The sequence below is a fragment of the Oscillibacter valericigenes genome (genome assembly GCF_021531435.1).
GTDB classification, from domain to species: Bacteria; Bacillota; Clostridia; order Oscillospirales; family Oscillospiraceae; genus Oscillibacter; species Oscillibacter valericigenes_B.
In genome coordinates this window covers 1-17,230 of the sequence record NZ_JAFBIS010000023.1, presented here as the reverse complement: position 1 = coordinate 17,230, position 17,230 = coordinate 1, and the positions used below count along the sequence as shown (strand labels likewise).

Annotated in this window: 18 protein-coding genes; 11 read left to right on the top strand and 7 right to left on the bottom strand. The window is 51.8% G+C overall.

The window, feature by feature from the left end; genetic code table 11:
* Positions 1-214 precede the first annotated feature (214 nt).
* Positions 215-1,630, top strand: coding sequence for a magnesium transporter (gene mgtE, locus JQM68_RS11270; RefSeq protein ID WP_235223101.1), 1,416 nt, complete (start codon positions 215-217; stop codon positions 1,628-1,630).
* A gap of 49 nt (positions 1,631-1,679) precedes the next feature.
* On the opposite strand, the gene JQM68_RS11265 is transcribed toward mgtE, so the two are convergent.
* Positions 1,680-2,144 (bottom strand): heme-binding protein, encoded by a 465-nt coding sequence (locus JQM68_RS11265; protein ID WP_235223100.1) that lies wholly within the window; start codon positions 2,142-2,144, stop codon positions 1,680-1,682.
* A gap of 158 nt (positions 2,145-2,302) precedes the next feature.
* On the opposite strand from JQM68_RS11265, the gene JQM68_RS11260 reads away from it, so the two are divergent.
* Entirely contained in the window at positions 2,303-2,827 is a 525-nt protein-coding gene (locus tag JQM68_RS11260; protein ID WP_235223099.1) for a hypothetical protein, read from the top strand.
* Positions 2,828-2,876: 49 nt separating this feature from the next.
* Here JQM68_RS11260 and JQM68_RS11255 read toward each other — a convergent pair whose 3' ends face one another.
* The 3 genes from JQM68_RS11255 to JQM68_RS11245 are packed head-to-tail and all read right to left on the bottom strand — an operon-like array spanning position 2,877 to position 4,915.
* Positions 2,877-3,644 carry a DUF975 family protein gene (locus JQM68_RS11255; protein WP_268821497.1) on the bottom strand — a complete coding sequence of 256 codons (768 nt, stop codon included), beginning with the start codon at positions 3,642-3,644 and terminating at the stop codon, positions 2,877-2,879.
* Positions 3,645-3,680: 36 nt separating this feature from the next.
* Positions 3,681-3,965 (bottom strand): putative quinol monooxygenase, encoded by a 285-nt coding sequence (locus JQM68_RS11250; protein ID WP_235223097.1) that lies wholly within the window; start codon positions 3,963-3,965, stop codon positions 3,681-3,683.
* Between the two features lie 23 nt (positions 3,966-3,988).
* Positions 3,989-4,915 (bottom strand): RluA family pseudouridine synthase, encoded by a 927-nt coding sequence (locus JQM68_RS11245; RefSeq protein WP_235223096.1) that lies wholly within the window; start codon positions 4,913-4,915, stop codon positions 3,989-3,991.
* A gap of 79 nt (positions 4,916-4,994) precedes the next feature.
* Between JQM68_RS11245 and JQM68_RS11240 the strand changes: the two genes are divergently transcribed.
* The gene (locus JQM68_RS11240) at positions 4,995-6,764 is read left to right on the top strand and encodes an ABC-F family ATP-binding cassette domain-containing protein (protein WP_235223095.1); all 1,770 of its coding nucleotides are present in this window, start codon (positions 4,995-4,997) and stop codon (positions 6,762-6,764) included.
* 30 nt (positions 6,765-6,794) lie between these two features.
* Here JQM68_RS11240 and JQM68_RS11235 read toward each other — a convergent pair whose 3' ends face one another.
* Together JQM68_RS11235 and JQM68_RS11230 are read right to left on the bottom strand one after the other, a co-directional pair.
* Positions 6,795-7,334, bottom strand: a complete 540-nt coding sequence (locus JQM68_RS11235; RefSeq protein ID WP_235223094.1) for an O-acetyl-ADP-ribose deacetylase — start codon at positions 7,332-7,334, stop codon at positions 6,795-6,797.
* 314 nt (positions 7,335-7,648) lie between these two features.
* On the bottom strand, positions 7,649-9,190 hold the full coding sequence (locus JQM68_RS11230) for an IS5 family transposase (protein WP_235223093.1): 1,542 nt from the start codon (positions 9,188-9,190) through the stop codon (positions 7,649-7,651).
* Between the two features lie 143 nt (positions 9,191-9,333).
* On the opposite strand from JQM68_RS11230, the gene JQM68_RS11225 reads away from it, so the two are divergent.
* Together JQM68_RS11225 and JQM68_RS11220 are read left to right on the top strand one after the other, a co-directional pair.
* On the top strand, positions 9,334-10,689 hold the full coding sequence (locus JQM68_RS11225; RefSeq protein ID WP_235223092.1) for an N-6 DNA methylase: 1,356 nt from the start codon (positions 9,334-9,336) through the stop codon (positions 10,687-10,689).
* Positions 10,689-11,834, top strand: coding sequence for a restriction endonuclease subunit S (locus JQM68_RS11220; protein WP_235223091.1), 1,146 nt, complete (start codon positions 10,689-10,691; stop codon positions 11,832-11,834). Before JQM68_RS11225 ends, JQM68_RS11220 begins: the two co-directional genes overlap by 1 nt.
* Before the next feature lie 47 nt (positions 11,835-11,881).
* Here JQM68_RS11220 and JQM68_RS11215 read toward each other — a convergent pair whose 3' ends face one another.
* On the bottom strand, positions 11,882-13,027 hold the full coding sequence (locus JQM68_RS11215; protein ID WP_235223090.1) for a BstXI family restriction endonuclease: 1,146 nt from the start codon (positions 13,025-13,027) through the stop codon (positions 11,882-11,884).
* A 575-nt stretch (positions 13,028-13,602) separates the two neighbouring features.
* Here JQM68_RS11215 and JQM68_RS11210 point away from each other — a divergent pair.
* From JQM68_RS11210 to JQM68_RS11190, 6 genes are all read left to right on the top strand, one after another.
* Complete coding sequence (locus tag JQM68_RS11210) at positions 13,603-14,061, top strand: low molecular weight protein-tyrosine-phosphatase (protein ID WP_235223089.1); 459 nt, start codon at positions 13,603-13,605, stop codon at positions 14,059-14,061.
* Positions 14,062-14,131: 70 nt separating this feature from the next.
* Positions 14,132-14,578, top strand: coding sequence for a zinc ribbon domain-containing protein (locus tag JQM68_RS11205; protein ID WP_235223088.1), 447 nt, complete (start codon positions 14,132-14,134; stop codon positions 14,576-14,578).
* Between the two features lie 135 nt (positions 14,579-14,713).
* Positions 14,714-15,580 carry a DegV family protein gene (locus JQM68_RS11200; protein ID WP_235223087.1) on the top strand — a complete coding sequence of 289 codons (867 nt, stop codon included), beginning with the start codon at positions 14,714-14,716 and terminating at the stop codon, positions 15,578-15,580.
* Positions 15,581-15,780: 200 nt separating this feature from the next.
* Complete coding sequence (gene tnpA, locus JQM68_RS11195) at positions 15,781-16,116, top strand: IS66 family insertion sequence element accessory protein TnpA (protein ID WP_235223086.1); 336 nt, start codon at positions 15,781-15,783, stop codon at positions 16,114-16,116.
* Entirely contained in the window at positions 16,110-16,466 is a 357-nt protein-coding gene (gene tnpB, locus JQM68_RS13970) for an IS66 family insertion sequence element accessory protein TnpB (protein WP_412758473.1), read from the top strand. The genes tnpA and tnpB overlap by 7 nt, the downstream gene beginning before the upstream one ends.
* A 58-nt stretch (positions 16,467-16,524) precedes the next feature.
* On the top strand, positions 16,525-17,230 hold a 706-nt coding region (locus JQM68_RS11190; RefSeq protein ID WP_235223085.1), incomplete at its 3' end, for an IS66 family transposase.

Genomic DNA, 17,230 nt, shown 5'->3' with positions numbered 1-17,230 from the left:
GCCGCGCCAATATCTGAACGCCACTGTCTGTTCCTGCACTGCATCTGCGCAAGACGCGCGCGGAGCGGTCCGGATGCAAGCGGTGGTGTTATATTCTGCCCAAATATGGTAAAAAATGGATGGACCGCGCTTGCATGGCCATTTCCGCGCCCGCCTTTACCACGGCGGCCCCATGGGGCTGCCCGACGCTTGATGAGTAAAGGAGGCACAGACAATGAACATGAACAAGGATTTTCAGAACGGGGCTGTTCCCGCGCAGCACCCGGATTACCGGGCGGAGATCGCCGCCATCGTCCGCAGCGGCCTGACGCCCCGGCGGATGCGGGACCAGATCCTGGACTATCACGAAAACGACATCGCGGCGGCTATGGAGCTGCTCCGCAAAGACGAGCGGAGCAGGCTGTACAGCGTCCTGGATGTGGAGACGCTGGCCGATGTGCTGTCCTATTCCGAACAGCTCCAGGAATACCTGGGGGAGCTGAGCATCCGCAAGCGGATCGAAGTCCTGTCCCGGCTGGAGCTGCCGGAGGTCACGGAGTATCTCCGCCAGCTGGAAAAGCCGGAGCGGAATATGCTCATCGACCTGATGGGGGAGGACCTGCGGAACGAAATTTTGCTGCTCAGCGCCTTTGACGAGGACGAGATCGGCAGCAAAATGACCACGAATTATATCTCCGTCCGCGCGGATATTGGCGTGCGGCAGGCCATGAAAGAGCTGGTGAAGCAGGCCGCCGTCAACGACAACATCTCCACCCTCTACGTGGTGGACGAGGACGGGACACTGGTGGGGGCCATCGACCTGAAGGACCTCATCATCGCACGGGAGGATACGGAGCTTTCCTCCATCACTATGACGTCCTACCCGTATGTGTACGCAAGCGAGCAGATCGAGGACTGCATTGAGCGCATCAAGGGATATTCCGAGGATTCCATCCCGGTGCTGGACAGCGACAACCGGCTGAAAGGTGTGCTGACGGCCCAGGACATCACAGAACTGGTGGACGACGAGCTGGGCGACGACTACGCAAAGCTGGCCGGTCTGACCGCGGAGGAGGACCTGCGGGAGCCGCTGAAAAAGAGCGTTGTGAAACGGCTGCCCTGGCTGGTCATCCTGCTGGGCCTGGGGATGGTGGTCTCCGGCGTGGTGGGGCTGTTTGAATATGTGGTGGCGAATCTGGCGCTGGTGGTCTGCTTCCAGTCCCTGGTGCTGGACATGGCGGGCAATGTGGGCACCCAGTCCCTGGCCGTCACCATCCGCGTCCTGATGGACGAGCAGGTCAGCGGCAGCCAAAAGCTCTGCCTCGTTGGAAAGGAGGCCCGGGTGGGCCTTGTCAACGGCGGGATTTTGGGCATTTTGTCCTTTGTATTGATCGGGCTGTACCTCCTGGCGTTCAAGGGACAGACGGCGGCGGTGGCGTTTTCCGTGTCGTTCTGCACGGGAGCGGCGCTGCTGGTGTCCATGCTGCTGTCCAGCGTGGCGGGAACGGTCATCCCCATCGTGTTTAAAAAGCTGAAAATCGACCCGGCGGTGGCTTCCGGCCCGCTGATCACCACGGTCAACGACCTGGTGGCGGTGGTGACCTATTACGGCCTGGCGTGGATTTTGCTGCTCCGCGTGATGCATTTTTGATATGACAAACGGGACGGCGTGTGCCGTCCCGTTTCGGGTATCTGGGGGGTTATTTGGAGGCTTTCAGAAACGCGGCCATGGTGTCCGTCAGGCAGCGGTGGTCCTCCAGGTGAGGCAGGCCGGAGACGATGACGGCGCCCCGGAACTTGCCGTCCACCACCAGGGGGAAGCCGCCGCCGCAGAAGGCGAACTGCTCCTCGTCAGACTGCCAGGGTTCCTGAATGCCGTTCAGCTCCCGCTCCACGGCGGCCCGCAGGGAGGAATGGCGGCTCTGGCAGACGGTGGCGTACTTCCGGTCCATCCACTGGGAGTTGGACAGCCCGGTGCCGGGGAGGAAGGACTGGTACACGATCAGATCGTCCAGTACGATGCGGACGGCGATGGGCTCCGGTTCCTTTTTGCCGGCCTCCCGGAGCATGGTGCCCAGGGTATAGGCGTCCTCCAGGTCAAAAGAGGAGAGCCGCAGATCGGCCTCCTGCTGCTTCAAAGAATCCAAAAATTCCTGCGTGTACATGCATATCAGGCTCCTTTCATGGATTCATCATAGCATAGACTTTCCTCCGGGGCAATGGGCAAATCCGCGGCGGGCGGCGAATCCCGGCGGATATTGACAAGGGCAGCCCCGGGGAATACAATAAAAACTGCGGGATTCCCCGTGGAAGGAGAACCGATATGGAACTGAAAGCAATCGTCTATACATCCAATACAGGCTATACCGCCCAATACGCGGCGCTGCTGGCGAAAAAGACCGGCCTGCACGCCTATACGCTGGACGAGGCGCTGGGAAAGCTGCCCGACGGTGCGGAGATCATCTACATGGGCTGGATCATGGCCGGAAAAATTCAGGGCTTTATTACCGCGCTGAAGCGGTATCAGGTGGCGGCGGTCTGCGGCGTCGGCATGAATCCCACGGGGGCTCAGCTGACAGTGGTGCGGCAGGCCAACGGCCTGCATGAGGACATGCCGGTGTTCACCCTCCAGGGCGGATTGAATATGGACAAGCTCCACGGTTTCAAGCGGCTCATTCTCAAGATCATGGGCGGAAGCATGGGACGGCAGCTCATGGCAAAGCAGGACCGCACGCCGGAGGAGGACGCCATTCTGGATATGTTCCGAAACGGCGGCGACCGTGTCAGTATGCAGAACCTGAAGGACGTCGTATCGTGGTATGAGCAGGAAACCGGCAAAAAACTTTGAATAGGCGCATAAAAAAGCAGGTGGAACTACGTTCCACCTGCTTTTCGTATCACTGGGGCGGCTGGTAATCGTCAGAGGGGTCGAAGCGGTATTCCCCCAGCTGCTCCGGGGCGGAGGGCCGCCGGGTGCCGGAAAGGTCCCGGTAGAAGGCGGCCTGGGCTGCCTCCCGATAGGGCCGCAGCCAGAGATTGCCGATGCCCAGGGTCAGGATGCACAGCATCGACCAGCCGATGAAGCTGAATCCCAGACAGAACAGCCGCCAGCGGCTGCCCCGCATCATCTCCTTGGAGGCGGCAATGGCCTCCCGGACGGTCATGTCCGGGTTTTCCGCCAGAATATAGGGGGCCATGGCGTAGCTGTACGCCGCCACAATGCCGGGAATGATGAACAGCAGCGACCACAAAAAGATGAACAGGCCCGTCAGAAGCTGCAGGCAGAAGCCGGCCCACAGGCGGTAAAACTGGGAGAACAGGTCGTCAAACCGGGGCGGCTGGCCGTCCACCAGGTTCAAGTTGAACAGGGCGTAGCCCAGAGAGACCGCGCCGCCGATGACTAGCCATACCAGACTCCAGATGACCGCGATCGCCGCGGCGGCGATGAAAAGGGGGATCAGATGCCGGAAGGTGTCGCTGTACAGGAATGACTCGAGATCGCCATAGGAGAAATACTCTTCCAGGTTGATTTTGAAATCAAAGCTGAACCCACCGGAGCCGATGGTGCCGCCCAGCAGCGCCGCCACCAGTCCGGTGCCCAGAGCCAGGCCCCATTTTCCCGTCAGGGCCTCTCTTGCCATACGCCGAAAATCCGATGCGCACATGAACTGTTTCCCTCCTCTTTTGGCTGTTTTTGAAAATCAGACGTTGAACTTATCGATGTTCACGCTGTCGCAGTACCGGGCTTTTAACGCCTGGAGCTTTGCAAAAAGCTCCGTTTTGCAGTGGGCGTCCTGGAAGGCGGGGTCTGTCCAGGTCTCCACCAGCAGCAGGTCGTCGGGAGCTTCGGCGGCGAAGAAGTAGTCGTACTTCACGTTGCCCGCCTCGGTCAGGGAATTGGCGCGGACACCCAAATCGCACAGGGCTTTGTAAAATGCGTCCCGCTGGCCGGGCTTGCAGTGGTAGGTGACATTCCAGGTTAACATAAAATCAATCTCCTTTTTGTGATTTACGGTTCAGGTATCAGCCGGGCCATGTCCTCCGGCAATGGCGCGGTGAGGCGGAGAATTTCTCCGGTGACCGGATGGGTCAGGGTGAGAGCGTAGGAGTGAAGGGCGGGGCGGGAGATCAGGTCCGGGTCTTCGGTGCCGTAGAGCCAGTCACCCGCCAGCGGATGGCCGATGGAGGCCATGTGGACCCGAAGCTGGTGGGTGCGCCCCGTCTCGGGAAACAGCTTCACCAGGGACAGCCCGTTTTGGGAAGAAAGCACTTCGTAATGGGAGACGGCGCTCTGGCCGTCGGGACGGACCATTCTTGCGATGGTGGAGGTCTCGTCCCGGCCGATGGGGGCGTCGATGGTGCCGGCCCCCGGCTCCGGGCAGCCGACGCAGACCGCCCGGTACTCCCGGATGAAACGGGAGGTGTGGAGGCTGCGGCGCAGCAGGTCGTGGACGTAGCCGCTTTTCGCCACCACCATGAGGCCGGTGGTGCCCTTGTCCAGCCGGTTCACCGAGTGGAACACGAAGTTCGTGCCCCGGCTCCAGGCCAGGGCTCCAGCCACGGTGGGGGTGTCCGGCAGGAAGTTGGAGGCGTGGGCTGTCATCCCGGCGGGCTTGTTCACCACCAGCAGGTGGCCGTCCTCCCAGACAATGGGGAGAGGCCAGTCGCCGGGGGTGACCTCCACTTTGGGCGGGCGGTGGTCGCCGGTTTCCACCTGTAAAATGTCCCCGGTGTGGAGAATACAGGTGGTGCGGGCGTGGCTGCCGTTCACCAGGATGCCGTTCTCCGCCCGGGTCAGCCGGGAGATGGCGTGGGAGGAAAAGTGGAGCTTTGCCTTTAAGATGTGGCGGACGGTGGAGCCGTCCTCCTCCGCTGAGATGATTCTTGTGATGGTCTCCAGAGGCCCGGCCCCCTTTCTGGTTTCAGGATAGCACAAAAAACGGGATTTGCATAGCCAAAACGGAAAGGCTGTGGTAAAATACCTGCGTTACGGAATTTATCATCAGGAGGCTGTTATGCTCTTATCCGCGGAACACATTTCCATCAACTTCGGCAGCCGCCAGCTGCTGGAGGATGTGAATTTTTATTTAAATGAGGGGGACAAGACCGGCATCATCGGCATCAACGGCACCGGAAAGTCCACCTTTTTGAAGGTCCTGGCCGGAGCCATCGAGCCGGACGCCGGACGCATTTCCCGGAACCCCAATGTGCAGGTCAGCTACCTGCCCCAGAACCCGGTGATGGACGATGACGCTACGGTGTTGGAGCAGGTGTTCCTCCACTTTCCAGCGGAGTTCCGGGCGCTGAACGAATACGAGGCCAAGACTATGCTGAACAAGCTGGGACTGCCGGATTTTGAGCAGAAGGTGGGCACCCTCTCCGGCGGCCAGCGGAAGCGGGTGGCCCTGGCGGCGGCCCTCATCCATCCGGCGGACGTGCTGGTGCTGGACGAGCCGACGAACCACCTGGATGCCGAGATGACCGCCTGGCTGGAGGACTGGCTCCGAAAGTTCAAGGGCGGGCTGGTGATGGTGACCCACGACCGCTACTTCCTGGAGCGGGTGGTGAACCACATCACGGAGCTTTCACGAGGCAAGCTCTACCACTACGAGGCCAACTACTCTAAGTATCTGGAGCTGAAGGAACAGCGGGCTGAGATGGCGGAGGCCAGCGAGCGCAAGCGCCAGTCCATCCTGCGGGTGGAACGGGAGTGGATCATGCGGGGCTGCAAGGCCCGGACCACCAAATCCAAGGAGCGCATCCAGCGGTATGAGGCCCTGCTGAACCAGGACGCTCCGGAGACCGACGATACCGTCCAGATGGCGGCGGCATCCAGCCGTTTAGGGAAGAAGATCATCGAGCTGAAGAACGTTTCCAAGTCCTTCGGCGGGCGGCCCATCGTGGAGCATTTTTCCTATAATCTGCTGCGGAATGACCGCATCGGCATCGTGGGCCGGAACGGGGCGGGCAAATCCACCCTGCTGCACCTCATCGCCGGGGAGCTGGCGCCGGATTCCGGCAGCGTGGACATCGGCGCCACAGTGAAGATCGGCCACTTCTCTCAGGAGGGCCGGGAGCTGGACCTGAACCAGCGGGTCTACGATTTCATCCATGACATCGCCGACGAAGTGCGTACCGACGAGGGTACTTTCACCGCCAACCAGATGATGGAGCGGTTTCTGTTTCCCGGCGACCTCCAATCTGTGCCCATCGGGCGGCTGTCCGGCGGCGAGCGGCGGCGGCTGTACCTGCTGTCCGTGCTGATGGAGGCCCCCAACGTTTTGCTGCTGGACGAGCCTACTAACGACCTGGACGTCATGACCCTCTCTATTCTGGAGGACTACTTGCAGGGGTTCCCCGGCCCTATCCTGGTGGTATCCCACGACCGTTTCCTGCTGGACAAGCTGGCGGAGTCCATCATGGAGGTTCGGGACGGCCAAATCCTGCGCTACACGGGAAACTGGACGGACTGGCAGCAGAAGCGGCGGGAAGAGGAAACGCCTGTCAAAGCGGAGAAGCCCAAAGCGGCGGCGGAGCGCCCCCGGGAGCGGAAACTGAAATTCTCCTACAAGGAGCAGCTGGAATTTGAGACCATCGACGACGAGCTGGCTGCCCTGGAAAACCAGCTGGCAGAGTGCCAGGCGGCCCAGGGACAGTGCGGCAGCGACTATGTGAAGCTCCAGGAGCTCCAGACCCAACAGGAGGAGCTGGAGGCCAGGCTGGAGGAGAAAACGGAACGCTGGGTCTATCTGAATGAGCTGAAGGAGAAAATCGACGCGCAGTAACAAACGCGGCCCGAAAAGGGCCGCGTTTGTTTATCGCATTCGGTCATCCCTGTCCCCGGCGTACCAGAGGTTCCAGGTCTGGCGGTAGACCTCCGCCGCGGCTTCCGTGTGGCAGACCATACGGACTCGTTCCGGCAGGTCATGCTCCGCCAGAAAGTCCATGATGGCTTTCAGCGCCACCGTGGCGGCCAGGGGGAGGGGGTAGCCGTAGATGCCTGTGGAGATGGAGGGGAAATCCACAGAGCGGATACCGTGCTCCGCTGCCAGCGTCAGGCAGGAGCGGTAGCAGGAGGCCAGCAGGGCCGGTTCGCCCAGTCCGCCTCCCTGCCAGACGGGGCCGGGGGTGTGGAGGACGTACCTGGCCCGGAGGTTATAGCCGTGAGTCAGCTTGGCCTTGCCGGTCTCGCAGCCGCCCAGCCCCCGGCACTCCGACAGCAGCGCCGGCCCGGCGGCACGGTGTATAGCGCCGTCCACGCCGCTGCCGCCCAGCAGGGAGGTGTTGGCGGCGTTGACAATGGCCTCCGCGTCCGACTGGGTGATGTCGCCAACAATAATGGAAAATCGTTCCATAAAACCGCCCCCGTTATTTTTCTTTCAGTATAGCGCATCGGCGGAAAAAAGCAAGGTCAGAAGTGTCCTTGCGCGGGCAGCGGCGGATGTGATAAGATGCTGGGGAAAGAATGGAGGAGACTGTATGCACCGTATTTTATTTGTCTGCCACGGCAGAGCTTTGGACACAGGTATAAGCTGCAATGAAGTGCGATAGAACGGGTAAAGTATGGTGGGGAGAAGGAGAAACTACGATTTTTCTACGGATGATGGAATAATAAAGTTGTAATCTGTGATTTTATATAAATTGTATAAAACGTTTTTTTATTTAATGACTACTGAACAATAGTCCATTTTTGCTTAGGCAAGAGAATTGCCCGCCAAAACGCAAGTAGTTGCAGAATGGCGCACTGAATCTTGCGGAGATTCAGCACCAGAACGGACATGGCAATCACATGGGCAACGGTCACCCGCAGTTTTGCCGTGACAAGTCCCATGCCGCATTTGCGCTTCGCCAGACTGAACTTGCGCTCCACTTCTACCCGTTCGCATTCATCCCGGTAGTCCTGAGCCTTGTCTCTGGTTTCGCCCTTTCTGGGGCGACCCAGTGCCGGACCGGATAGCCGGATTCCGTGTGCCTTGCAATAGTTGAGATTCTCACGGTTTCGGTAGATCTTGTCCGCCAGAATGCGGCTGGGGTAATGCCCTTCCCGCTCCCGGAACTGTTCCGCCATCTCCTGCAGATTCCCAGCTTCATTGTAGGCATCAAAGGAACAGCATTCCAACCGAGTCCACCCATCCACAACACTGATGTCCAGCTTCGCGCCAAACTCCACCGGCTTGCCAGTTTTTCCCCGTACAATGGGACGAACGAAGAGCTGGCTCACACTGACGATTCGGTCAGGCACGCTGTGGGTGCGGTTATCGTACATGTACTTCTGCTGCTCATAGATGGTGCGAATCGTATCCAGACGTTCCATCTGTCGCGTGGTCAGAGATTTTCCAAGAGATAGTTTTCCATCAACAGCATCAAGGTCACGCCGAAGATAAGTCAGCTGCTTCCCTATTGCTTTGCGGGTCATCTTGGCGGTATGCTTGCGGCATCTGGTGTATTTCAGGTAATCTTTCCGGGCACGCTCACGATAAGTGCGGGGCTTCTTTCCGTCTGCGGAATTATGAAGAGCATCCAGAAGCTTCTCAGCGTTTTCTCTGGCCTCATTGAGCAGAGAAACATCCTGGGGATAACGGATATTGGACGGTGCGCAGGTGGCGTCCACGATCATTGTGCCGCTGTTTCCGCCAGCTCCTGGATGATTGTCAGAGTCATCATCGTCATCCTTGGATTTGGTCTCTTTTGCCTGACGCTTTTTCGCGTCCCGCACAATCATCTCGTTGATCTCACCCAGCACCTCTGGCGTCAGCCGCTTGCGGAAGTACACCATCAAGGATGGATCAAAAGGCAGCTTTTCGTCATCATAGCCGGGATACCCACAGAAGTACTGCAGGTACGGGTTCTCCTGAATCATGAGGGCGGTTTCTTCATCTGAGAAGGCATACTCTGCCTGAATGATGCAGGCACCCAGGGCCAGCCGCAGCGGTTTGGCTACATTGCCCTTGCGGTTGGTAAACAGTGCGGCATATCGCTTCTCAATCTCCAGCCAAGGAATCATCTGGGCTTTCTTTACCCAACGGTTGCTTTCCTTTAGATTCATGCCAACAGATTCATGCCAACCGGCTGCTTGAAATCTGCCAAACTGATCTGCCCATTGCTGTAACGATACATAGCTGTCCTCCAAGTGCAAGGGTTTTGCCTGATTTTTGCTTTTTTCTAATACTCTTATTATATCACAAATCAGCCTCAACAGCTTGCACTGCAAGGATTTTTCAATTATTTAGCAGACATTATTTAATACATGTAGATAAGTAGGGAAAAATAAAAATCAATCAGATACTCCAAAAAAAGGATAGACATTTCTGATGGAATATAGTAATATAAATAGAAAGAAACCGGAGGTGCAATATGGGAAAATATGAAAATGAATTGTTTAAAACTGCAAATAAATTGAGGGGAAAAATACCACCATCAGATTATAAGTTTTATGTTTTACCATTAGTCTACATAAGATATATGTCGGAGAAAAATCAAGATACAAAATGGGAAGAAATAGTTAAGAAAAGGAATGAAGAGGAAATATCATTACTACTTGATACAGAGCTTATAAATATCCTTCCACAATTTGAAAATATAAGCAATCCGTATGAAGGAATATATGCAAATAGCAATTTGCCAGTAAGAACAATTAGTGATCTGATATGTTTAATCAATGAAATTGATTTGAAAAATAATAGTGAAAAAATCGATTATCTTGGACACATTTATGAATATTTTATTGGAAATTTTGCCGCAACTGAGGGAAATAGAGGTGGAGAGTTTTTCACTCCACCTTCTGTTGTTAACTTACTTGTTAGTATGTTGAATCCACAGAATGGAATTGTATATGATCCTGCATGCGGAACAGGAGGTATGTTTATTCAATCAAACAAATATAGTAGTTCAACATTAAAATTTATTGGACAGGAGCAGAATTGCAAAACTATTTTATTGGCATATATGAATGGAGTACTTCATGGACTTGATTTACAAATTAAGAATGGCGATACTCTTTTAAATGACTGTTTCCCAGAACTCAAAGCTGATTTTATTATAAGTAATCCACCTTTTAATATGAAGGACTGGGGGGCAGAGCAATTGCCGGCAGATGATCCTAGAATTTTCGGAGTGGTAAATAAAAATAATGCGAATTATATGTGGATTCAGCATTTTGTATATCATTTGAAAGAGAATGGAAAAGCTGGATTTGTTATATCAAATGGAGCATTGACAAGTTTTAATGAGGCGGATTTACTGACTAGGAAAAAAATGTTAGAACAAAATATTATAGATTGTGTTGTTCAATTGCCTGAGAAAATGTTTCTTGGCACAGCCATACCAAGTGCGCTTATTTTCATAGATATGAGTAGAACAGAGAATGATAAAATACTATTTATTGATGCTGGAAAATATGGAGAAAGCGTTAGTAAAACACAAAAAGTGATTTCAGAACAAAACATTGAGAAAATTTCAAAATTATATCATTCATTCAAAAATGGAAAGAGAATTAAGTATAATCAAAAAGGTTATTCTTGGGTGGCTAGTGTGCAACAAGTAATAGCTCATGAGTGTAAACTGATGCCAAGTATATATACAGGAGTTGAAGAACAAGTGATAGATCAAGAGGAAAACAAAGCGAAAATTAAGGAATTGAAGCACAAATTAGCTGAACAAATTAGAATGTCAAATCGGATGGCTGATATTGTACTTAAGGAGTTGCTTTGATGAAAAAATGCTATTTAGAGGACGTAGCTGATATATATAGCGGGGCTACGCCACTAACAAAAGAAAAGAAGTATTATGAGGGAGGAAACATTTCTTGGATAACACCAAAAGATCTTTCAGGATATAATCACAAATACATATATCAAGGCCAACGGTGCATAACAAAGGAAGGGTATGAAAGTTGTGCGACAAATATGCTGCCACCGGGAGCAGTTTTGTTTTCATCCAGGGCTCCTATTGGATATGTCGCACTTGCAGGAAAAGAAATGTGCACAAATCAAGGTTTTAAAAGTTTTGTATGCAAAGAAGGACTATTATACAATCATTACCTATATTACTATTTGTTGTATAATAGAAAAAAATTTGAAGCACTTGGAAATGGGAGTACATTTAAGGAGATTTCACGAAAGACACTTTGTAAATACGAAATTGAGCTGCCAAGTTTGAATGAGCAGAAAAAAATTGTCTCTGAGTTAGTGAGCCTTGATGAAAAATATGAACAAAATTGTTCGGTTTTACATCAAATTGATTGCTTATTTGAGTTAATATATATTCAAAAATTTGAAAACAGCACAATAGAATACGATATAAAGCCACTTTCCGATGTGGTTGAAATAGTAACAGGAGGAACTCCATTTACGAAAAATGATAGCTATTGGAATAATGGCATATATAATTGGTATACTCCATCAGATATTACCGCTTCTAAAAGCCTTTTTACTTTTTCGACTCTTAAAAAAATCAGTGTATCGGGCTTAACAAATAGTGGAGCCAAATTGATACCAGTTAATTCGGTAATAATGACAAGTCGAGCGACAATAGGCGAATGTGTTATTAATTTACAAGAAGCAACTACTAATCAGGGTATGCTATCTATGATTCCAGACGAAAATCAAACATGTGCAATGCAGATTTATTATTGGATAAAACGAAATAAAGTATTAATTGAATCAATTGGAAATGGAAGTACTTTTAAAGAAGTGTACAAAAAGGATTTTGAAAAGTTAACCATAAATATTAACAGAAGAATATTAGCAGAATTTATAGATGAAACAACAGCTATGCGAGAGTATTATGTTAGTATTATGAAAGAAAATATGCTGATTGAAGAATTGAAAATGAAAATCATGCAATCCATATTTTAAAGTTTAAACAAGGGAATACTCAAATTTGAATATTCCCCTATTCTATATTAATCACCTTTCGAAATACGAATCCATACGTCACCATTTTGCGATCTAATAAAGTTTTTAGTTGCATTTGCGTAACCAAGTAAATGCTTTTTATCTCCTTCTGTAATGTCAATCTCAATTTCTGTTGCTTGTAAATCAGTAAATGAATAACATCGACGTTGTCCCAGACGGGTATTGCAAGTGGCATGTCCCCAGGAAACATGTGTAGGAATATTTTCTAGTGAGGCATAGCATAAAGGGACCATGTGAAATAGGTTCACTGTTGTTGATCGTGTGGAACCTACTTGCTCAGTGGAGTTTGTTAGGCCTTCTTCATCTTCAAAAGAAATGCTTTCGTTTAGCGCACTATGTTTAATGATTTTTTGACATAATGGGCAAGTTGTTTTACCATTATGCATAATATAATCTTTTTCGTAATGAGGAGATGTAAGTAAGTTGTGCTTGTCTAATATAGCCTTAAGGTGTACAAAATCGTCAGGATTATATGGTGAATCATCTGTATTTATGATTAACCAAGCTAAAACTGATTGGCAAAGAAAGTTTGTATTGGCATCAGCGTATTCAGGAGCAAAAATACCTTGTGCTGGGCCTTCAAATCGATTTTTTTTCTTATTGGTCCCACTATTAGATATCCGGAGAAGATAGTGACCATCATCAATAATATTGCCACGCCTATTTTTTGTGGGGATATCATATTTTTTTGTTGCTGGATTATACTTCATTACTGATCTGATTTTCCAATTAGGAAAAGGCGGTAAATTATCAAAGTCATCATATGTTCTATACAAAATAAAGGCATTATCACCAACCTTAATATCGGTATTATTGACAAATTCATTTGCTATTTTATATTTTGAGGCGAAGTATTGAGTTGGAAATATTCTGATAACATATCCGTCTTTATAATTTGATAAATTAACTTCATTAAGTTTTTCGTAGGGAATTATAACCTTGCTATTTCTATTTACATGGTTTTGATATCCTCCCTTGTCACCTCCACGTGGGGTACAACATCCAGCTTTGTCAATTTTCTTGTTATCATCTGAGTTGAACAATTTGGTCCATGCTTTTTTACAGATAAACGAATGTTTACCTTTATGGTTTAGTTCGAGATTACAATTTGGATTATTACATAGCTGAAACAAGTTAAAAACCTCCTTAATATCATTATTATACATTTTATCAAAAAAAGGCCAAAAAAGATATAAGGAAATTTACCTGTTTGTGCATAGCGGCGGTTTAAATCTCTACTATATTTCATCCTGAAGACCGATGCCCCCTCTTGCGCGCTGTTTCGCGAAATTGCATAGGGGGTATTCAGATAGAGGCAGCAATCTTGAGATGACTTGATTTTAAAAGGCTTTGAGGGGGATGTTTGTGCGCGAATGATATGGTGTTTTGCGTAAAAGTATTTCAGAATTGACTTGCCTTATTGTTCATCCAGAGTGATATGTGTACATACAAAAAAGAAAGGTGGTATGTGCAATGATTGCGGAAATTGGTTTTACGGATATGAACTGTATATAAAAAAGTAAATGAGCAGCAGTAGATTATCCAACTTTTTACTCCGTTTCTACTACGATTGCTGTACACAGCTTGCAAAACTTTGCTAAGATTTGCATTTTCTGTACAGAAATGACCGATACATACAGAAGAATTAAGACCGCACAAATCGCTGCAAATGGCAGCAAGAGTGCGCATTTTGAAAGGCGATAGAGATTTGATTAAGGTACTTTTCGTTTGCCACGGCAATATCTGCCGCAGTCCCATGGCGGAATACGTGATGAAGGATCTGGTGAAAAAGGCTGGGCTGGAAGGGGAATTTTCCATCGCCTCCGCCGCTACCAGCACCGAGGAGATCGGCTGCCCGGTGTATCCGCCCGCCCGGCGGAAGCTGGCGGAGCACGGCATCGGCTGTGCCGGTCACGCCGCCCGGCAGCTGACGGCGGCGGACTACGCCAGCTGGGACTATCTGGTGGGGATGGACGGCGCCAACCTGCGGAACATCCGCCGCATCTGCGGCGACGACCCGGAGGGAAAGATCTCCCTGCTGCTGGACTGGACGGGCCGTCCCGGCGAGGTGGCGGACCCCTGGTACACCGGGGATTTCGACGCTGCCTGGCGGGATGTGCTGGAGGGCTGCTCCGGCCTGCTGGCCCATATCCAAGGAGAGAAGTAAGTGGGAGCAACTGACGGTTGCTTTACAACGGAGGCCCGGCATGGTAGTCTGGCGGCAGGAGGTGAGGGACGTGGAATTCAAAGACGTGTTCACGGATCTGCGGAAAAAGGCGGAGCTGTCCCAAAATGAGGTGGCGGAGAAGGTGTTTGTCACCCGGCAGGCGGTGAGCCGCTGGGAGCGGGGAGAGACCGTCCCGGCCACGGAGACGCTGCTGGCCCTGTCCCGGCTGTTCGGCGTGTCCGTCAACACACTGCTGGGCAGCCCCCGGACCCTGGTGTGCCAGAGCTGCGGAATGCCGCTGAGCGATGATTTCCTGGCCCAGGAGGCGGACGGCTCCTTTAACGAAACATACTGCAAGTGGTGCTGGGTGGACGGAGCGTTCGCCCAGGAGTGTACCATGGAGGAGATGGTGGAGCACTGCGTTCCGCTGATGCCCCTGGGCCAGGCGGAGCCGGAGGCCTGCCGGACCTATATGCGGGGACTGCTGCCCACTCTGGAGCGCTGGAAACAGAAGTAAGAAGGCGCTGCGGCAGGCCGTGGCCCCGTTTTGCGGTATTTTGCAAAAACTCCCCGATAGTTCTTGCAGTTTTCACAATTTTGTGGGATAATCATTCCAATGTGTTAAAAATTCATCAGGATTTGGAGTGTGATTATGATTCCACAAAAAATCGCGCTGTTAACAGATTCCTGCGCGGATATTTCGCCCCAGTTGGCGAGAGAAAATCACATTTTTATGGTGCCCCTCCGGATACTCTGCGCCGACGGCGAGTATCTGGACGGCGTGAATATCCGCGCCGCGGATATTTACCGGCGGCTTCAGGCGGGTGAGCTGCCCCAGACTTCGCTGCCCGCGGGGGAGGACATCGGAAAAGCGCTCCGGCAGATCGTGGCCGAGGGCTATGACGGCGTTATTGCGGTCATGCTGTCCAGCGGGCTTTCCGGCACGTTCAATCTGACCCGGGTCATCGCGGAGGAGTGCCGCGGAATGCTGCAGGTCAAAGTGTTCGATTCCCTCAACGGCTCTCTGGGCCTGGGAATGACGGTGCTCCAGCTGGCGGAGGACATTCAAAACGGCATGGGTTGGCGGGAGCTGACGGAGCGCCGGGCGCCCCAGCTCATCGCGGGCTCCTTCCCCTTCTTCTCAGTGGATACGCTGGAATACCTCCAGAAGGGCGGACGCATCGGCAAAGTCACCGCCACGGCGGGAATGCTGCTGCAGATCAAGCCGCTTCTCACCTTTGCGCCGGATGGACAGCTCCAGTCGGTTGCCAAGGTCCGGGGGCGTCATCAGGTCATCGACAAGCTGGTGGCCCTGACCGTCCAGCGGTGCGGGGAGCACAAGCGGTACAACCTGGCTGTCGCCAACGGCGGCGCCCCGGAGGAAATGGCGCAGGTCAAGGAGAAGCTGACCGCCGCCCTGCCCAACTATGACCACATTTGGGAGGGCGAGATCGACGGAACGCTGAGCGTTTATATCGGCGACGGCATTCTGGGCGCCGCTGTTCAGGTGCTGGATTAAAGGCTCATAGGATCGAAGCTGAAAACAGGAGCCTGTATCGTTTTACGATACAGGCTCCTGTTTTTATGCTTTCGCCGTAAGCGTCAAAGCTAACGGCGACTTGCGGTAAATTGAATAGCGTGAAAGAATACTCCTGTATAGTAGCGGATAGTATATGCGAGTCGCGTATACTATCCGCGGTACGGGGGTGTTTTTTAATTATGAGTACAGAATTACAGCAGCTAAATGGGCGAAATAAAGTGGCCCTGTGGGCAGAGCGGATCTCAGAGTGGAGAAACAGTGGCCTGAGCGTAAAGACCTGGTGCAAGGAAAAAGGAGTTTGCGAGCAGACCTATTACAAATGGCAGAAGAAGATATTTGCAATGGCTCAGGCACAACAGGAACTGCAGTTTGCCGAGGTCACCCCTGTCATGGCAACGAACAGCAATTGCCAGATTGCCGTGAGTATCCATGCAGGAGGTATTGCAGCAAATATCCATAATGGAGCAGATCCGACCACAGTGGAAAGCGTGCTGCGCATTTTGAAATTATGCTGAATGATTTCAACTGCACCTGTCCGGTCTACATAGCCTGCGGTTATACAGATCTGCGCCGAGGTATTGATGGCTTAGCCGGCATAGTACGCACACAGTTTCAGATGGATCCGTTCCAGACAGCATTGTTTTTGTCCTGTGGGAGACGACGGGACAGGATCAAGGCACTGTATTGGGAGGGCGATGGATTTCTGCTTTTATATAAGCGGTTGGAAAGTGGTAGTTTCCAGTGGCCACGAACGAAAGATGAAGTCCGGACGTTAACCCCTCAACAGTACCGCTGGCTCATGGAAGGCTTGAAAACAGAACAGCCAAAAGCAAACAAAGCGGTGTCTGGCTTAAGCGCGATATAGTACCCTGAAACGCCTGAAAACGCTGGCTTTTTCGCATATTTTGTGGTATAATTTTCTTATGGAAAACGAGAAGAAAACTGCCACAAGTAACGCTGAAATGGTGACCATTTCACGCGCGGAATATGAATCTCAGCAGGCACAACTGACTGAGTTGAAGCTCCAGAACCAATGGCTTCTGGAGCAGCTTGGCCTTGCAAAGAAGCGCGAGTTTGGTTCGTCCTCTGAGCGGATCCGGGAAGAACTGATGGACCAGCTTGCCTTTTCCCTCAATGAAGCCGAAGCCTATGCGTATGGAACGAAATCTGCCACGCCGGAACAGATCGCTGTGAAAGCCCATGCGCGCAAGCGGCAGTCCGGCAGTGTGACGGACATTGTTCCCGAAGGAACTCCTACAGAAGTGGTAGAACACCGTCTGTCTAACGAAGAACGGATCTGTGCTTCCTGCGGAACTGTTATGGATGAGATTGGCAAGGAGGTTCATCGGAGCCTGCAGATGGAGCCTGCCCGTTTCTGGGTCCGGGAGGATGTCTACTATACATATGCCTGCAAGAAGTGTGAAGAAGAGACCGGAGAAGCCAATATTCTGAAGACGCCAAAGCAGCCGGTGCTTTGCCCGGGCAGCTTTGCTTCCGCCGAAGCAGTGGCTCACATCATGACTCAGAAATTCGTGATGTATTCTCCACTATACCGTTTGGAGCAGGAATTTAACCGGGAGGGATTGAAACTGTCCCGGCAGACAATGGCCAACTGGATGCTGAACACCT